The following is an 18,544-nucleotide window of genomic DNA, read 5'->3' on the forward strand; positions in this document are numbered from 1 at the left end:
ACCATCTCCCGATATTTTCGAGAGATGGTTTTACTTTGTGATTAATCTTCCATGGTAGACAGGTCACCAGTCGGAAGACCTAATTCCCACGCTTTCAAGACGCGGCGCATGATTTTTCCGGAACGTGTTTTTGGCAGCTTGTCGCGGAATTCGATTTCGCGAGGAGCAGCATGTGCAGCCAGTCCTTCCTTTACATACTTGCGGATTTCCTCCATCAACGCCTCACTTGGCTCATAACCTGCTCGCAGTGAGATGAATGCCTTGATAATTTCACCACGAACCGGATCTGGTTTGCCGATGACACCCGCTTCTGCTACTGCTGGATGCTCCACGAGCTTGCTCTCTACTTCAAACGGACCGACTCGCTCACCGGAAGTATTGATCACATCATCAATACGGCCTTGGAACCAGAAGTAGCCTTCTTCATCCTTGTATGCTGAATCTCCGGATACGTACCAGCCTGGGATGCTGAAATATTCTTCGTACTTCGCTGGGTTGTTCCAGATCTGTCTCATCATGGCCGGCCAGCCCTTACGAATTGCCAGGTTCCCCATACGATTCGGCGGCAGTTCGTTACCACGGTCATCGATAATCGCTGCATAAATACCTGGGAACGGCTTGCCCATCGATCCAGGCTTGATTGCCATACAGCGATAGTTAGAAATCAGCTGAGCGCCTGTTTCCGTCATCCACCAGTTGTCGTGAATGCGTTGATTAAACACGCGCATGCCCCAGTGAACGACTTCTGGATTGAGTGGTTCGCCAACGCTCAGGACATGACGCAGACTGGATAAGTCAAACTGCTTGACGAGTTCATCCCCTGCCCCCATGAACATGCGGAACGTAGTTGGAGCACTGAACCATATCGATACTTTGTTTTTCTCAATGACTTTATACCAGTCTTCGGGAGTGAAACGTCCACCACGTACGACGATAGTCGCTCCATTCAACCACGGTGAAAAAATGCCATAAGAAGTACCTGTTACCCAGCCTGGGTCTGCTGTGCACCAATAAACGTCATCCTCTTTCAAATCGAGAATCCACTTCCCAGTCTGGTAATGCTGGATCATGGCATTGTGAACATGCAGAACACCCTTTGGCTTGCCCGTCGAGCCTGAGGTGTAATGGAGGATCATTCCATCCTCACGATCAACCCATTCGATTTCCAGCTCGGAGGAGGCTTCTTCCATCGCTTTTTCAAAGCTGATGTGACCTTCTTTTAGCTCCTCTTCTGCTCCTACAACAATTACGTGTTTTAGCGCAGGCAGGTCATTTACGGGAATGCGTGGCAAGAGTGCTGGTGTCGTTACGATCGCAATTGCTTCGCTATTTTCCAAGCGATCACGCACTGCCGCTTCCATGAACGCTTCGAACAGAGGTCCTACGATTGCGCCAACCTTGATCGTTCCTAAAACGCTTACATAAAGCTCCGGCGAACGCGGCATAAAGACGAAAACGCGGTCCCCTTTTCCAATACCCAAATTCCGCAAAACATTTCCGAATTTATTGGATAGCTCGCTTAATTGCGCGAAGGTATAGGTCTCGTCTCTCGTCGCATTGCTGTACATCAAAGCGATTTTGTCTTTCCGATCAGTAGCGAGATGTCGATCAATGGCTTCATATACCATGTTTACTTTCCCGGTCTCATACCAAGAAAACTGTTTCTCTACATCTGCCCAATCAAAATTCGCATATGCTTCGTCATAATTTTCCAAATTAAAAGGGCCTTCCGTTGCTGGAATTTTCTCCACGTTCATGTCTTCACTCTCCCACTCTAGATCATTTTTCTCACTACGCAACATTCATAATATTTCTACATTTTTTGCATAATTCCTCCTGCCAGAACCTACTTATTCGATTGCGAACATTTTCTTGTATAATGATTGTATTCTTATCGCGAAGGAGATGGCTTACCATGATGATCTGGCTTATTTTGCTTGGGGCTATCGCCTTGTTGCTTTTTCGAGCCTATCGCAATACATTTGATGTTCAAATAAAGGATGTAACCGTCGCTTTGCAAAAGTCTTTGCGCATTCAAAATCCTCATGATTTTGAGCCGATTTCGATACTGCATTTGTCTGATTTGCACATGGAAAATTTGTCGGTAAAACCCGAACAAGTTGTCGCTGATTTCTCGGATCGTCAGGTGGACCTGATAGCAATTACTGGAGATTTGCTTGATCGACAAAAAAACATTCCGAAGGCTGTTTCTTTTGTGCAAACCGTTCAGCAGCTAAATCCAGCACTAGGAACTTTTGTTGTTTTTGGCAACCATGATTATGTCCTCTCGCCTCAAAAGCTCGCGCAGCTAAAATCTGAGCTTGAGCGAATTGGCTGTCGTGTTTTGATCAACCAAAATGAAACGGTCTATCACAAGGGACAACCGTTGCACATTATTGGTGTGGATGATTTCAGTACCCGTCACAGCCACTTGACCAAGTCGTTTTCAGGTGTACCCGAAACGGGAGCAAGGCTCGTCTTGACTCATGATCCTAATATAGTTTTGCATATGAAAGAGTATGCTTACGATTATTTGCTGTCAGGACATTTTCACGGAGGGCAGATCCATTGGCCTCGCCCCTTTCATCTTGCAACGATGGGGAAACTGCCGAAGCTGAACATGGTAAAAGGTCTTCACGAGATGGATGGTCGTCTCTTTTATATCAGTGAGGGTCTGGGACAAACAGGAGTAAACATCCGTCTGCGTTCCCGTCCTGAGATAACTTTGCATGTACTGGGCAGTGATGCTCCATGTAACGAGATGGCCGTTCCAGCCCCGGCTCTACAAGAAACAGCTGCCACGCTCGCCCTCGACTAAGGTATAATGGCCTTACTTTCGTGTCGAGATGGGGGTCACCTTGTGGAAAAATGGAAGAGAGATGTCGAGCACATCCGACAAGCGACAAATTTACCTATCGAATATGTACAAGTCTCACAAACAAAAGCAGCACAAGCCCTGCAGGATTGGGTAGAAAAAGGCTGGGAGCAAGTTGCCCTCCATTCGAGCAACAGTGTGATGACATTGATCCTTATCGAAACGGCATCGTGGCATTCTTCAGCCCGAGCGTTGTTGGATCTGATTTTTCCTCATGTGGATGATCCAGCAACGCTTCCTCTCCCCAAACAGATATCCAATTGGCTTTCGGGCATTGTCTCTGGCTCCCCTGTAGCGATCCCTGCTCAGCTGGAAGCAAAATGGCCGTGGAAAGAAGCGCGCGTCTCCTTTTTATTGGAGCGATGCAGATCAGATCGCCCGGGAGAATGGGATTCCTTGCAGCCCTTGTTGCAAGATTTTTTTGAAGGAGTACCCGATTTCATTCCGTTGACACAAACACATGCCCTTCTCATCGTCCCTGTCTCCATGCTCGATCACCAAAAAACGGCTTCTGAGCTTTTGGAGTGGGCATCTGGCCTGCATGATCTGATTTCGATGGAATGGATGGAACCCGTTCGCCTTATTGTCGGGTCGCCAATCACGAGTCCACTTGCGTTGGGTGACACTCTTGTACGTCAATTATCACTCACTCGTGCCCTTCAATCTTATCGGCCACAGATGATGGTCGCTGGAGATTGGTCTTATCCATTAGAACGATGGGCAGCTTCTCTCCCCAAAGAAATAGCAGCTGCAATCGCCAACGAGCTGGCCGCTGTCATAACCGTTCCGCACATGACAGAGGAACAGCTGGAAACATTAGATACGTTGTTCGCCAGACAATTGAATGTAAGTGATACAGCCCGGCAGCTTTTCCTTCACCGGAATACACTGTTGTATCGATTGGACAAGCTGACGGAACAAACTGGATTAGACCCGCGATTGTTTCCTGATGCCGTCATGCTGCAGCTATACCTTCTCTTTCGTCAAAATTAACAAAACATTTCGTATATACTGTCCGTATCCATCTTGCAAGTGAATTGGTACCCTACCATTACAGTCATCCAAGATTATGCTCTCTTCACAAACCCGAGGAGGTGCCTTTTTCATGGCAAAGGTAAGTCTTTCCCACATTTATAAACGATATGGAAACAACGTTACGGCAGTTGACGATTTTCACTTGGAAATTCAAGATCGCGAATTCCTCGTTCTAGTCGGACCATCTGGTTGTGGAAAATCTACCACGCTGCGCATGATTGCAGGTCTGGAAGAGATTTCGGAGGGTGATTTATACATAGGCGATCGCCGTGTCAACGATGTGGCTCCCAAAGATCGCGACATCGCCATGGTTTTTCAAAGCTATGCTCTCTATCCGCACATGAATGTGTACGAAAATATGGCTTTCGGCCTGAAATTGCGCAAATTCTCCAAATCCGATATTGATAAGCGAATTCAAGATGCAGCTCGAATCCTCGATATTTCGCATTTGCTAGACCGCAAGCCAAAAGCGCTGTCGGGGGGACAAAGACAGCGTGTCGCATTGGGTCGTGCGATTGTTCGTGAGCCCCAAGTATTTTTGATGGATGAACCGTTGTCCAACCTCGATGCGAAGCTGCGTGTACAAATGCGTACGGAAATTTTGAAACTGCATCAACGCTTGAATACGACGATCATTTATGTGACGCACGATCAAACGGAAGCCATGACCATGGGAGATCGGATCGTCGTCATGAAGGACGGCCTCATCCAACAGGTGGCAACCCCGACTGAAATCTACAATCATCCAGTCAATCTGTTTGTAGCGAGCTTCATTGGCTCCCCCGCGATGAACTTTGTAAAAGGGAATCTTTCCGAGAAAGACGGGGCACTCTATTTTGATGCGCAAAATATTCATGTACGCTTCCCAGAAGATAAAGCCAAGACTTTACGGGAAAAAGGTTATATAAATAAGCAGGTTATTTTTGGTATTCGCCCTGAGGATATTTACAGTGACGCCTCTTTTATGGAAGCAAATCCATTTGAGAGCTTGCTGGAAGCAGAAGTGGAAGTCGTAGAAAATATGGGCTCCGAATTGTACGTCTATTTCCACAATATCGGGGATACCCAGATGGTAGCGCGTGTAGATTCTCGTGAAGCCCTAAAACCAAAGATGAAGGTAAAACTAGCGATGGATCTTGCCAAATGTCATGTATTTGACAGCGAGACAGATGTAGCTGTATTCTAATAGCGACGTGAGAAGGAGTGTCCCATCCGGCATTCCTTTTCCTATTTTTTTGTGCCAAAACCTTTATAGAGAGAACACCTAGAGAGATAGCGTGGAGAGGAGCGGATATGAAGTGGCTTATCAAATCGTCTTTTTTGACATTGACGGAACCTTACTGAACACCGATCACATCATTCCACAAACAACGGTGGACGCCGTACAAACATTAAAACAAAACGGTGTCCATGTCGCGATCGCAACCGGCCGAGCTCCTTATCATTTGATGCCAATCGCTGAGCAACTGGGCATTGAGACATTCGTGGGCTTTAACGGGTCGTATGTGAAGAGCGAAGGGAAGATCATCCATCACACGCCAATTGCTACAGATACATTGGCAAAGCTCGAACAAATGGCTGAGGGTCATTCCCATCCCATGGTATTTTTGAGTGCAGATCACTTCTATGCCAATGCGATGGACCACCCCCATATCATCGAGTCTTTTGATTGGTTGGGACTGGAATACCCAGCGTATCGCCATCGCTACTGGGAGGAAACGCCGATTTATCAAGCATTTCTCTACTGTGGCGCTGATGAATCGAGATACACGGGTGAATTCCATGACGTCTCTTACATTCGTTGGCATGAACACTGCATGGATATTTTGCCCCCAAACGGCTCCAAGGCAAAAGGAATTGAAGCCGTCTTGAAACATTTTGGACTATCTCCTGCGGATGCTGTTGCCTTTGGAGACGGATTGAACGACAAAGAGATGCTTTCCTATGTTGGCATGGGGGTAGCGATGGGTAATGCTCATGAAGAATTAAAGCCGTTCGCCAACATGATTACGCGCCACGTAAACGACAGTGGCATCCAACATGGCTTAGCTACGCTTGGTTTAATCTAGTCACGTTAACTGTAAGCTATTTCCTTCATAATCACTCCCTTCATGTGCACGATATAGATAACAGCACTGGAGGGAGTGAGTTTTTTGCGCGTCTGGCCTTTTGTTGCCGCGATTGCCTTGGTCGGTCTCGTAGCTGTCCCGTATCGGATGAATCAGAATGCAGAGCAGGAAATGCGCGAACCTCATCCCCACGTGACATCGCTTCAGGCGAGAATTCCCCGGATTAACTACATTGAACAGGTGAAAGACATTCGTCGTGACTTGGAGAAAAAAAGCCATATTCAAACGCTTCATCATAACCAGCGTGACCGCAGTCATTATGTAGAAAATGAAGTCGTCGTGCGCTTTTCACCACGCCCCAAGCAAGAAAAAATTAATCAACTCGTTTCTTCGTTAGATGCCAAGATTAAACGTGATTTTGACAAATTTCTCATTATCAAATCAAAGAGCTTAACCACCAAGCAGCTCATGAAAAAACTGGCTGAACACCCTGACTCGGTATATGCCGAACCGAATTATCTCCTACTCCCCAATGTGAAGCCTAACGATACGTACTATAATGATTACCAGTGGAATCTTTCTCTGATCGGCATGGAACAAAGCTGGGACGTCAGTGAAGGCAGCAGTGATGTTACCGTTGCCGTCGTCGATACAGGTATTGATATGAAGCATCCAGAATTTGCTGGTAAGCTGGTCAAAGGCTACAACGTTTTAGATGGCAGTAACACCCCTCAGGATGATAATGGTCATGGAACGCACGTATCGGGTGTCATTGCCGCGAAAACGAACAACGCTGATGGCATTGCCGGGATGTCCTGGAATAGCAAGCTCATGCCGATCAAAGCCATTGGCGCAGACGGTTCAGGATCAGCCGTGGACATTGCACAAGGCATTTATTGGGCGACAGATAACGGAGCGGATGTCATCAACTTGAGTGTGGGCAATTATACCTCCTCTGCTGCTCTGCGGGAAGCTTGTCGCTATGCCTTTGATAAAAATGTCGTCTTAGTCGCGGCTTCCGGAAACGATGCGAGTGATCAGCCTAGCTATCCTGCTGCCTATGATGAAGTCATTGCTGTTGCTGCTGTTGATCACCGTAAGGAACGCGCCGATTTTTCCAACTTTGGTGATTATGTGGATGTATCTGCTCCCGGGGTCGATATTCCGAGCACGTACATTTATAGCGACTACGCCTCTCTATCAGGCACTTCAATGGCATGCCCTCATGTCGCTGCACTCGCTTCGCTCATCCGTTCCATTCATCCCAATATGAATACCAAAGACGTGATGAATCTTATTAGACAATCCTCGACTGACCTCGGTGCTCCTGGTCACGATCGGTTATATGGGTACGGTATAATCAATGTGAACCAGGCCCTTCGCCAAGCCAAGCCGGCCGAGCAACTTAAAACGGAACAACCGCCACAAACAATAGGCGGTTTGCTCAATAAGTTCTTTCAACGGCTTCGCTTCGGTGGGCAATGAGTTCAGTGAACTAAAAGGCGTACGAACTGATTCTGGGTTCGTACGCTAATCGAGAAAAAAGCACAAAAAGAAAAAAGGTGGTCGATTCCACCTTTTTTTCGCTTTATATAGGAGCACGAATCTTTTAAGCTCGTGTTTTTTCTTGTTGCATCTGTTTTTTCGCAATATAGTCTGTCTCGTAATACTGCAAATCATTACGCATCGGTTCGAACACTCTGGACAGGGACAAGGTCAACTGCTGCAATTCAGGGATGACCTGCTTGCGGAAAATGATACAGTCCTGACCTGTATAGGCCAACCGCCCATCTTCTTCGTAAACCTCACCTTTGGGATAATAGAAGTTATTTATACAGGTATGGTATACCTGATACAATACTTCCTCGGCAAACTCCTCATGAAATCGTGCACGCCGGAGGGATACTCCCAGCCTTTCGTATGCATTTTCGCAGTAGACCAAAAGGTGGCGCAAGTCGGAAAGATATTTACGGTAATACGTTTCAAATTCTTCAGGATCACCTGACGCGGATACAAGACCAGCTAGGGTAACCTGATTCAAAAAACGTTCCACTTCCATGCTGATCTTTTTCAACTTGGTGTACGTCTCTTCGCACAATTGCTTTAGATGAGTCGCTGACATAAAGTCCCCCTAATGTTGAAGAATCTGCCTTTTTTATAATAAGTATAAAGGAAAGATTATTTATTACACAAGGGTTATTTTTATACAACCAAATTGCATGACAAGATGATAGGGAACATCGTATAAGCGCAAATAAGGCTACGCCAAAGCTTTGGCGCAGCCCAGTTATCCGATGCCATCGCTATTTATACCGCCGTTTGCTCACTAACTTTCCCCTTCATTTTCCTTATCTGCAACAAATAAATGAGATAGGCTGCGAACAACCCGATGAGTGTCATGAAGCCGAGAACGACAAAGTCGTTCCTGACAGCTGACAGACCATGTCCCTTCGTCAAGATTTCTCTGACACCATTCAAGAAATACGTCAGCGGCAAAGATTTTGCAATCGCGACAATCCCGGTCGGCATCGACATGAGTGGCCAAGTATAGCCAGATAACATGAACGAAGGTACTGCAATCATCATCCCGATCTGAGTAGCCTGGAGCTGGCTGCTGGACACAAAGGAGATGGCATAACCGATAGCCAACACCGCCAAGTTAAACATAGTAGCCAGTAGCATCAGGTCAAACGTGCTTCCGTAATAAGGGATAGCAAAACCTTTTAACATCAGTGTAAACGCCAGGAACATGTTGAGGGTTCCTGCCAGAAAGTACGGCAATAATTTGCTCGCCGTAATCGCGAAGAAGCTATGGCGAGAGAGTGTATCCCTCCAGGTACCCTCTTCTTTTTGTTGGGCAACCGACAATACGATTCCGAGGAACAGCACTTGCTGAAGCACTGTACCTGCAAGTCCGAATACCATGAAGGACAGATAGCTGAAGGTCGGGTTATACAACACTCTGTATCGATAGTCGATACCCGTAAACATGTTTTTCCCTTCTTCTCCCCAGCCGCCAAGTGCTTCCATCTTCTTCAGCGTAGTTCCTGCCGAAACAGACTTAATGGCTGTATTCGCTGCTCGTACTGCCGTATTCGAAATCATGATGTTACTGCCGTCGATAACAGTCAGTACCTCTGCCTCTCTCCCAGCCTTCACATCCTTTTCTAAGCCAGCAGGAATGATCAGGGCGATATTCGCTTCGCCCTTGTCAACCAGTTTCATTGCTTCTTCTTCTGTTCCTACAATAGACGTGATCCGAAATGTATGATCGACCTCAAAGGCGCGATAGAGCTCACGACTCAATTCGGTTTGATCGGCATCCACCATCACAGTAGGGATCTCCATCACTTTTTTCTCACTGTACAGAAAGCCGAACATCGTCAAATAAATCAACGGAACCAGGAAGAGAATATTACGAATGGTCTTGTTTGCAAAAAGATTTTTCCATTCGCTCCAGAACAGGTGAGAGAAACTATTCACCATTACCAGCTCCTTCAAGTTGCCACTCAACCGTCAGGCCTGGACGCAATTCCGGATCGGACACCAGCAGCTTCACCTGGAAGGATCGAATGTCACGATCACCGAGTTCTTGTGTCGCTTTTTTTACGGCAAAGTCAGCAGCAGGAGCTACGGTAACCACTTTGGCGTCTACTTCTCTGTTCAGGGCTGGGACAAACAATTTCACTTGATCGCCTGTTTTCACATTCGCAAGCATGTATTCATTCACATAAAATTTGACATAGTTGTCTGATTTCGTTTGGATCGTCAAAACGGTAAAGCCTTGCGAAACCAGCTCGCCCTTTTGAACGGCAACTGATTTTACAATACCGTCTACTGGAGCTGTCAGCTTGGTGTTGTTCACATAGGCTTCCATTTCTGCCAGCGCACCTTTTGCCTGCATGACGTTCGCTTCTGCGGATTTAACATCCAACTCCTTCAAGCCTACTTGACCTCTCCCTGCGACAGCTTGGTTGTATGCAGCTTTTGCTTGATCCAATTGTGCTTGTGCGGCATCGACCTGCTCTTTGCGCGATCCAGTTTGAGCCATTTTCAACTGCTCTTCTGCTGCTTTAAACTCCGCTTGCGCCTTATCTGCTTGCATCTGCGCCTCTTCCACTTTCACTTGTGGAACGGCACCTTCTGCCATTAATTTTTTCATGCGTTCCAAATTCGTCGCAGCAATTTGATTCGAAGTTTGTGCTGCTTGTAATTTCGCTTTGAGCTGCGTAATTTCTTCTGAACGCGCTCCATTTTTGTTCGCGTCAAGCTGGGCTTGCGCCGAGTTGACTGCTGCTTTTGCTTGGTCGACTTGGGCATTGCTGGAGTTATCCGTCACTGATACTCCTTTTTTCGCCTGATCAAGTTTGACGAGTGAGAGCCTGTAAGCAGCTTCAGCCTGTTCTTTCTTCGCAAGGATTTCCGCGCTGTTTAGCGTGGCAACTACTTGCCCTGCTTTTACTTCGTCTCCTTCTTTTAGTGAGAGCTGTTCGATGGAACCGCCCATTTTAAAAGAGAGGTCTACCTCTGTTCCCTCGATTACACCTGCTAATTTTGTTGTATTCTGACCAGCCATGCTACTTACATTTGAACCAAACAATACGGTTCCAAGTACTGCAATGCTGACTACAAAGCTACCTACACCGATCCATGCACGTTTATTCATCTGTCTTCTCCTCTTGTTTTACGTTTCTCTAGACGTTATTTGGTTTGAAACATTCCTGAAAGCATATAACGAAGCGTCTGTTTATCTGCGGCACTGTTCACTGGCTCTTTGCGAAATTGCTTGCGAAGCACAGTAAAACCAACCATGCCAAACAGGGCGGAAGCAAGTGTGCGAATATCGATATCCGCCCGGATATACCCTTGCTGCTGCAGTTCCAGCATGTGTGACTCCATCGTGCTGAAATAGCCGCCTAACAGATTGCCAACCATCCTGTCGCGCTGTCCATCTCCTGAGAACGCACTCAGCAAGAGGAAACACAAATCTTGATTCTCGGAAAAGAAGCGAAGATGCTCATCCAGCACATTCAGAATGCGATCCTCCAAGGAAAGCTCTTCATTTTGCATTACATTATCTACATGGTAAATCAGCATCTTCACGCCTTTTTCTATCACGTACAAAAACAGCTCTTCCTTTGTGGAAAAGTGATAATAGAGTGTTCCTTTTGCCACCTGCGCCATTTCCGCGATTGCATCCATGGTCGTTTCGCTATATCCCAATTGGGCAAATGCGGTTAAAGCTCCATTCGCAATTTGATCTTTTTTTGATGGTGCCATCACTCCTGTCCCCTTTCGATTTTTTGAACTGACTGGTCAGTACAAAGATTATATTACGAATACTTCCTAGTTTTGTCAAGCGGCCATTCCTTCTATGTACAAAAAAAAGATCGCTTTGTGGGCGATCTTTTACTTCTCTATAATTTGAAGGTAAGTCTCTATGGTTGCAGGCATTGGTGCGACCCCGAGGTTCTCGCTCAGTTTTGCTACACATTTTTCGTACCAGCGAATGGCCTGTGTCCGATTATTTTGCTGATAATACGCAGTCATAAGTAAACGGTACGACTCCTCCCAGCAATCGTCCATCCGCAGAATGGCTTCACACCAGCGGATTGTTTTTTCCAATTGCCCATTCTCTAGCATGATTTTGGCTAACCTCTCTGCTCCGCGTAAAAACAGCGACTGCACTCTCTCACGCTCTTCTACACACCAATCCTCATAACGGCATTCCGGCATGTAATCGCCCAAGTAATACGCAAGCCCTTTTTCCAAAAGAATGGCGCCCTGACGCTGATCTGATTCTGCCAAGCCCAGGGTTACGAGCTTCTCGAACTCCTCGACGTCCATATGGTAGCCCGATGCCAGGTTAAAACCGTAAGAGCTGCCATGGCGTTGAATGAAGAATGTATCTGTTCTGGCAGCACGATCTGGCTCAAGGGCTTTGTTCAACGCATTCAGTGACACTTTAAAATCGCGGATTGCCGCTTCCTCGACACTGTCTGGCCAAAGTCGGTTCATGATTTCTTCCCGGGCTAACAAATGATGTCTCTTCGTCAATAAAAGCTGAAACAACAGCTTGGCCGTCCCACGCTGCCATGCCTTTTCGCTCAGCTCCCGCTCTCCCAGCCATACACGGAATGCGCCCAGCGTCTGAATACGAAGGGTATAGCCGGGGTGGAATGTCACGTTTTGCAAGCCCAAATCATTTAACAGCTGGGAGACGTAATCCGGCGATACCTTTCGGCGCTCTGCCTCAATCAGAATCGGCATAAGCTGCTGGACATCATGTGGTGTAAGCAGGGTTGGTCGCTGCAGAAGGAATTGATATTCACCGGACTTCATCAAGGACAGAGCTTGTGTCACCGCAGGAACGAACAAATCCCATTGTTTTTTACGATAAGCCAAGAAGCTCAGCCATAATTGGCAAATAACGACACTGTAGCTATCCCCGCAGTGACTAAGTCGGTCGGCACAATCGATAAAGGTAGCCCACGCTTCCTCTTCTTTCCCGTATTTGGCATAAGCAATCCCAATCGCCATGCGTACCAGACTGCCTAACCAGTCGTCGCGCATTGCCCCAGTCTCTTGTATCCCCCTGTTGCCATATAAAAGGGCTTGGTCGAGTGCCTTTTCTCTTGCGTGTAGCAGGGTTAGTCCCAGAAGCGTTTCTGACTTTCCGCGTGTCGACTGGAGCTCCTCCATGATTTGCAAACCTTTTTCATAAAGCTGGCGAATCTCGTCCGTAGATAATGTTTGACTGATGAGGGCCGCATGGGCTTTTCTAACATAGCCATTTGCCTCTACAAAAGGGGAATGCGCTGCTCGTCCGAGTTGTATGGCAGTTTCTGCGGATTCCCACCCTCGCTCCCATTCGCCATTCAATGCATACACAAAAGATAGCAGCAATGAGGTTTCCCGATACGATCTGGTCAGCGGAGGATGCTTCATCTGCTCTACCTGCCACTTGCTCTCCAAGAGCTGAATGGAGGACTGCAATCGGCCAGTACGAAACAACAAGCGTGATTCCAGCTCAACCTCCGTCTGCTGCTCTAATTCCTGACTCCGTTCGTACCAAGCTGCCGCCTGTTTGGCATCTCCGCGATTCGTATAAATTTCTGCCAGCAAGCGGTACAGCCTCGGCGCCATTTCATTCTCTTGCTCAAATGGGGGCAAAAGTTGAATCGCCCTCTTGAGCAGTTCTTCTGCCCGGACGCCTTGTACGCTGTCGAGATGAACGCGTGCTTGCCCTTCCAACCCGCGGCACAACCCGATTTGATCTTGCTTGTGTTCACATTGTTTCAAAAATTGCTCATAAGAAGAAAAGGCCTTCGCATATAGACAGCGATAGCGTTCCACTTCGCCCTGATAAAACAACAGCCAATGCTGTTCGCTCTTGATGTGCTCCGGTAACAGCGTTATCCACTCATATAAAAAGTCCAGCTTCCCTGCTTGCAGCAACCTTTCCGATGCTTGGCACAGCCATTCACCCAGCACCTCCCACTGCTCGACGAGACGCAACCGTCCAAATGCTTTTGCCTCGTCTCCTTTACGTCTGTACCATCCTGCGGCCTTTTGATTGACATGCACGTATGTCGCTTGATTCGCAGCCAGCTTGCTAGACAGGAGACGCTGGAAAAGCGGGTGAAAGGAATAATGAGATCCTGCATGGACGTGAAGAAAAAGATTACAGCGCTGTGCTTCCAGCAGATAGTCCATGCATCCTTCCCCGAGTATTTGCTTGCAATCCTCCAGATCGAATTGTTCCAGAACCGCTGCCTCCATCAAAAAGCGCTGCATACCTGCATCCAGCTGTGTCCAGACTTCCACTTCCAGCAAATGCAGCAATCGCGATAGCTCACGCAGACTGTCAGAAACCGTCTGCCCCCTCGTTACCATTTCACCAAAGGTGCGCAGCGCCATTACCCAGCCTTGTGCCACCTCTTCGACACGACCCCAATCGTCGTCGGACAGTGTGATGTCGTATTGATCGGAATAAAAGGCTTCACTCTCCTCCAGCGTAAAAGAAAGGTCATTTGTTGTAAGTTCCAGACACTCTCCTCTTGCGGACAACAAGTCGAGATTGGACCATTTCGGTCGAGAGCGTGTTAAGATGACCAGCTTGACCTTTTGTGGAAGAGCCTCGGCTAACCGTTGAACAAATCGATCGACGTCACTCCCGTTACCAATTCGTTGGTAATGATCCAAAACAAGTATGTGGTCCGCCTGAAGCTGTACGCATTCCCCGACGAACCAGTCGACCAGTACCTTGTTGTCTATGGGGGGCACTGGACTTTGCTCTGTGATACGTATAAGCTGCTCTCGCAATACCTGTCCAAAATCGGAATGAGCCTGACGAACGCTTTCGACGAGACAGATGACGAACGCAAGAAGGGCATCGTCTCCATCCTGGATGGTATACCAAGACGCACCCAGTGCTTCATCATGTAGAAATGTAGCCAGAGAAGTCGTTTTTCCATAGCCTGTCCCTGCATGAATGAGACAAAGCTGCGTATATTTCAACAGACGCAATTTTTTCGCCAATGCAGGTCGCCGCAAGACATATGGCTTCTGTCCTGGAGGAGTTATTTTGGATATAGGGATGTGGATTGGAATCATAGCATGTGCACTCCTTGCCGTTCTCCTGCTCTTCTTTGACTATTTCCCCATTTCTAACTATTCTCCTGCCATTTAACCCTTTATCGACAAAAAGCCCACCCGGGAGTCCAGGTGGCGCTCTGTCAATCCACTAAATTATAGCCAATGACTGTATAGCCAATATCATTTAACAGGACTTGGAATTCTTCGTCACTGATGTGCTCTCCGTTCGTAATTCGAGAATGCAAATCTGCAACTCGGTCATAAACAGCCCGATTGGTAGTCACGTACAAAATGTTGAAGCGTGTTTCCGCCTGCAAGCGCGACCTCATCCGATCCACAACACGTCTATGCAGCGAATCCGGATGTCCATTATCGACTCGCACAATTTTACCAGGCGTATACGGGATCGATGTCCGTGGATTGACTTCGTCAGGCTTTGGTGTATCGACTGGAAGCACACCTACGATCAAGTTATCCTTGTACGCTAACACCTTGATATCGGCTACACCTGGCAGCTTTTCCGCATGCCCTTCCAAGTGCGTCACAAGCTGCGGCTCTCGCTGATGGACCATCTTTTGGCTAATCATGGCTGCCGGTCCTTTGTCCCTAGCGACGTTATCGTTCTGGAAGTTAATCCCGAGAGATTCAAATTTGGCCTGATTTCCGTTCTGATCTTCGGTGCCCTGTTCTTTGTTAGGCGAACACCCTGTCAGCAAGCCGGCAAACAGGAGCACAGCAACGATACTCCCACTCATTCGTCTCACAACAAAAACACCTCCTTGCACTTAGTGTGATGTGCAGGAGGTGTTCTTACTCAGGAAGTAGCTGCCTTAATTCGTCTTATTGAAGTCACCTTCAAATGTATCTTTTTTGCCGTCTTTTTCAGCATGGAGAGTGTAGCTTCTGATTCCATCATTCGTGGATTGGTAAAATTCAAAAGTACCTTCAGCCGTTACTTCAACTTCGTATGTTTTGTCTTCCAACGTAACGGTAACTTCTGTTCCAGGTTCTACTTTACCGACGATTTGGTACACTCCCAAATTGGCTAAAGAAAAGGTCTTACCTTCAACACTTTCCTTGTCAATATATGCAACCTGCTCAGGCTTTTTCTCGTCTGTTGCTGGTTTCGTCGGATCTTTTGGTTTTTCCTGTTGTCCAACTTGATTAGGGTTCACATCTGCAATCAAAACCGTTTGAGTTTTTGGATCCCAATCTACTTTGTAGCTCAGCGCTTCCGCAATAAAACGAACAGGTACTACAGTACGCTTGTTCACAATCTGTGCAGGCACGTCCAGGTTGATCGTTTGTCCATTTTTCTTGGCAATTTTTTGTGTAACGACCAGTCTGATGTTATCTTTCCCTTTATTAATCGTTACGGTACGAGTAAGTTCGTTCCACTGCACTTCAAAACCAAGACTCTCTGCAATCGGACGAATCGGAACCAGTGTACGCCCCTGGCTGATAATAGGTGCTTGGTCAGGAAACGCAATTTGTTTTTTATTGTACTCCACTTTAACAGCAGTCTGTGCTGCTTTAGGCGCTACAGTTGCAGGCGCTGCCGCTGCAGAAAATGCTGCCATTGGTACCAGGGCGATCGCTAGCAGTAATGAGGTTACTTTTTTTAGCAAAACATTCACTCCATTTCCAAAAAGGTTCACACGATTCTTAATCTACTATAGGCTGAAGGCTGTTTCAAGAATTTCCTGCAATCTCCCTTTCAAAAGATCGTTCTTTCCTAGTACCTCTCCTCTTTCTCGTTATTTTTTCCTCCTACTTTTGACCTAATTTCAAATTGTTACAAAAATGCAACCATCTTGCTTTCCAAAACCGTTACAATAGACAAGAAGCGACAGTATTTTATCTTGAAAGAGGCAATGAATGATGAACAAATTTCTCCCTTTCCTCATCCTGGCACTTATCTTAACCTTAATTCCCCCAGTAGGTAGCTCCGCCAATACGACTGCCATCCAATTGGGAAGTGATGTACTGTTCAATCAGTTCCACCATCTCATTGAAGGAAAAAAAGTCGGGTTGATTACGAATCAAACAGGTCTGAACAGTCAAATGGTTAGCACGATCGACATGTTACGACGTGATCGCTCCGTCCATTTAACCGCTCTCTATGCACCTGAACACGGCCTCGACGGAAAAACGGTCGCCGGAAAACAAGTAACGAGCTTTGTTCATCCCGTCTACGCAATACCGGTCTACGGCTTGTCTGGATCAACTCGCAAGCCGACACCAGAAATGCTGAAAGACATTGATATTCTTCTCGTCGATTTGCAGGATATCGGATCGAGAACCTACACATACATATCTACCTTGCAATACGCCATGACAGCTGCAAAGGAACAAGGAAAAGAAGTAATAGTACTGGATCGACCGAATCCACTCGGCGGAGCAATTGTCGAGGGGCCTGTAGTTGAACTGCCTTACCGCTCCTTTTTCGGAGTGGATACCCTCCCGCTTGCACATGGCATGACCATCGGAGAGCTGGCATTGTTTTTCAACCGTACCATTGGTGTAGATCTTACCGTCGTTCCGATGCAAGGGTATACACGCAATATGATTTATCAACAGACGGGCTTGGCCTGGATTCCGAGTTCACCGCACATCCCTAGCTTGACCTCGGTTTTTGGGTATATGGCAACTGGTTTGGGTGAGGGTACACCCATTCGTCAAGGCGACCATTTCACCTGGATCGGGGCAGAAGGTCTAGATTCGCACAAGTATGCCGATCTGTTAAATGGAAGTCTTCTACCTGGCGTCATCTTTATTCCTGAGAATAAAGGAACTGCTGGGGGCGTACGCCTTCAGATCAACGATCTACATCAGTTTAACCCGGCAAAAACAGGTATTTACGCGCTGGCTTATGCCAAGCAATTGCAGCCATTCCCTGTGCCAAAAAGTACGAGTAAGCAAATCGCCATGTTCGACAAGGTGATGGGTACCAACAAAATCGGCCTGCTTCTCGAACAAGGCAAATCCCCGCAGGAGATTGTTTCCTCCTATCAAGCGGATCTTAAGAAATTTGTAGAGCTGCGGCAAAAATATTTGATCTATGGCGATGAACCGTTTATCCCGATGCAGCCTATTCAACAGAAACACCCAGAACAACCAAAGCAACCAGTACAACCAAAACCATCCAAACCAGGAAAGCCAGAGACACCGACTCCACCGAAGCCTGGCAATAATAATGGAACGACCAATCAAACGAAGAACCCTGAACCAGCTACAAAACCGATCCCTCAGACACCGAAGTCTTCTGAAAAGATCGCTTATTTAACCTTTGACGATGGACCATCTTCTGTAACTCCACGCGTTTTGGATACGCTGAAAGCGCATCAAGTCAAAGCCACCTTCTTTATTGTAGGCCGTGAGGTAGCTGGTCATGAGGCCATTCTCAAAAGGATTGTAGCTGAAGGGCACGCGTTGGGAGGACATTCGTATTCCCATAATTATCAGCTGGTTTACAAAAATATGGAGAGCTTTTTTGCAGACCTGGAAAAAGGCAGTCAAATGATCGAAAAAGCAACCGGCGTAAAACCAGCCGTTTTCCGCTATCCAGGTGGCAGTACGAATACCGTCAGCTTGAAATATCAAGATCCCAAACGTTATAACAAGCAGCATACAGTCATGCAGGCGATCAAAGCAGAGGCGAAACAACGTGGCTATACGTTTATCGACTGGAATGTAACAAACGGCGATGCAAGAAGCAACAAATATACAGCCGCTCAAACACTAGCCAATATAAAGCAGCAAGTAAAGTCACAAAAAGAAATCGTCGTCTTGATGCATGATTCCAGCACCAAGTCGCCAACGGCTGAGGCTCTCCCCGAAATCATTTCGTACTTGAAAGAAAAAGGCTATCGTTTTGAAGTCATTCAAGCCGATCGTCCGACTGTTTCCAATGTAAAATAATTGCAGCAGCAAAAAACCCGCTCCTTAACAGAGCGGGTTTTCTGTG

The 18,544-nt window shown here is 47.0% G+C and carries 14 protein-coding genes; 6 read left to right on the forward strand and 8 right to left on the reverse strand.

All coding sequences use genetic code 11. The features are described 5' to 3' along the window. Nucleotides 1–41 precede the first annotated feature (41 nt). Entirely contained in the window at nt 42–1,757 is a 1,716-nt protein-coding gene (gene acsA, locus EL268_RS18895; protein WP_106653139.1) for an acetate--CoA ligase, read from the reverse strand. 161 nt (nt 1,758–1,918) lie between these two features. On the opposite strand from acsA, the gene EL268_RS18900 reads away from it, so the two are divergent. The 5 genes from EL268_RS18900 to EL268_RS18920 all read left to right on the forward strand — a co-directional run bounded on the left by EL268_RS18900 (nt 1,919) and on the right by EL268_RS18920 (nt 7,464). Continuing rightward, nucleotides 1,919–2,818 (forward strand): metallophosphoesterase, encoded by a 900-nt coding sequence (locus EL268_RS18900; protein WP_106653138.1) that lies wholly within the window; start codon nt 1,919–1,921, stop codon nt 2,816–2,818. Nucleotides 2,819–2,860: 42 nt separating this feature from the next. Next, complete coding sequence (locus EL268_RS18905) at nt 2,861–3,868, forward strand: PucR family transcriptional regulator (RefSeq protein WP_106652736.1); 1,008 nt, start codon at nt 2,861–2,863, stop codon at nt 3,866–3,868. 112 nt (nt 3,869–3,980) lie between these two features. Then, complete coding sequence (locus EL268_RS18910; RefSeq protein ID WP_106652735.1) at nt 3,981–5,096, forward strand: ABC transporter ATP-binding protein; 1,116 nt, start codon at nt 3,981–3,983, stop codon at nt 5,094–5,096. 112 nt (nt 5,097–5,208) lie between these two features. After that, on the forward strand, nt 5,209–5,979 hold the full coding sequence (locus EL268_RS18915; protein ID WP_106652734.1) for a Cof-type HAD-IIB family hydrolase: 771 nt from the start codon (nt 5,209–5,211) through the stop codon (nt 5,977–5,979). Nucleotides 5,980–6,063: 84 nt separating this feature from the next. After that, complete coding sequence (locus EL268_RS18920; RefSeq protein ID WP_106652733.1) at nt 6,064–7,464, forward strand: S8 family peptidase; 1,401 nt, start codon at nt 6,064–6,066, stop codon at nt 7,462–7,464. Between the two features lie 124 nt (nt 7,465–7,588). On the opposite strand, the gene EL268_RS18925 is transcribed toward EL268_RS18920, so the two are convergent. The 7 genes from EL268_RS18925 to EL268_RS18955 all read right to left on the reverse strand — a co-directional run bounded on the left by EL268_RS18925 (nt 7,589) and on the right by EL268_RS18955 (nt 16,235). Beyond that, nucleotides 7,589–8,101 (reverse strand): DUF3907 family protein, encoded by a 513-nt coding sequence (locus EL268_RS18925; protein WP_106652732.1) that lies wholly within the window; start codon nt 8,099–8,101, stop codon nt 7,589–7,591. A 185-nt stretch (nt 8,102–8,286) separates the two neighbouring features. Then, nucleotides 8,287–9,465, reverse strand: a complete 1,179-nt coding sequence (locus EL268_RS18930; RefSeq protein WP_106652731.1) for an ABC transporter permease — start codon at nt 9,463–9,465, stop codon at nt 8,287–8,289. Beyond that, complete coding sequence (locus EL268_RS18935) at nt 9,455–10,645, reverse strand: HlyD family secretion protein (RefSeq protein WP_106652730.1); 1,191 nt, start codon at nt 10,643–10,645, stop codon at nt 9,455–9,457. Before EL268_RS18935 ends, EL268_RS18930 begins: the two co-directional genes overlap by 11 nt. A 35-nt stretch (nt 10,646–10,680) precedes the next feature. Then, nucleotides 10,681–11,259, reverse strand: a complete 579-nt coding sequence (locus tag EL268_RS18940; RefSeq protein WP_048032323.1) for a TetR/AcrR family transcriptional regulator — start codon at nt 11,257–11,259, stop codon at nt 10,681–10,683. Nucleotides 11,260–11,388: 129 nt separating this feature from the next. After that, nucleotides 11,389–14,595 (reverse strand): AfsR/SARP family transcriptional regulator, encoded by a 3,207-nt coding sequence (locus EL268_RS18945; RefSeq protein ID WP_106652729.1) that lies wholly within the window; start codon nt 14,593–14,595, stop codon nt 11,389–11,391. Between the two features lie 122 nt (nt 14,596–14,717). Continuing rightward, nucleotides 14,718–15,332 carry a YhcN/YlaJ family sporulation lipoprotein gene (locus EL268_RS18950; RefSeq protein ID WP_232030575.1) on the reverse strand — a complete coding sequence of 205 codons (615 nt, stop codon included), beginning with the start codon at nt 15,330–15,332 and terminating at the stop codon, nt 14,718–14,720. 75 nt (nt 15,333–15,407) lie between these two features. Continuing rightward, nucleotides 15,408–16,235 carry a copper amine oxidase N-terminal domain-containing protein gene (locus EL268_RS18955; RefSeq protein ID WP_106652727.1) on the reverse strand — a complete coding sequence of 276 codons (828 nt, stop codon included), beginning with the start codon at nt 16,233–16,235 and terminating at the stop codon, nt 15,408–15,410. A gap of 223 nt (nt 16,236–16,458) precedes the next feature. Between EL268_RS18955 and EL268_RS18960 the strand changes: the two genes are divergently transcribed. After that, the gene (locus EL268_RS18960) at nt 16,459–18,498 is read left to right on the forward strand and encodes an exo-beta-N-acetylmuramidase NamZ domain-containing protein (protein WP_106653137.1); all 2,040 of its coding nucleotides are present in this window, start codon (nt 16,459–16,461) and stop codon (nt 18,496–18,498) included. The last annotated feature ends 46 nt before the right edge of the window (nt 18,499–18,544 follow it).

Origin of the sequence: Brevibacillus brevis (assembly GCF_900637055.1) — a bacterium.
GTDB lineage: Bacteria > Bacillota > Bacilli > Brevibacillales > Brevibacillaceae > Brevibacillus > Brevibacillus brevis.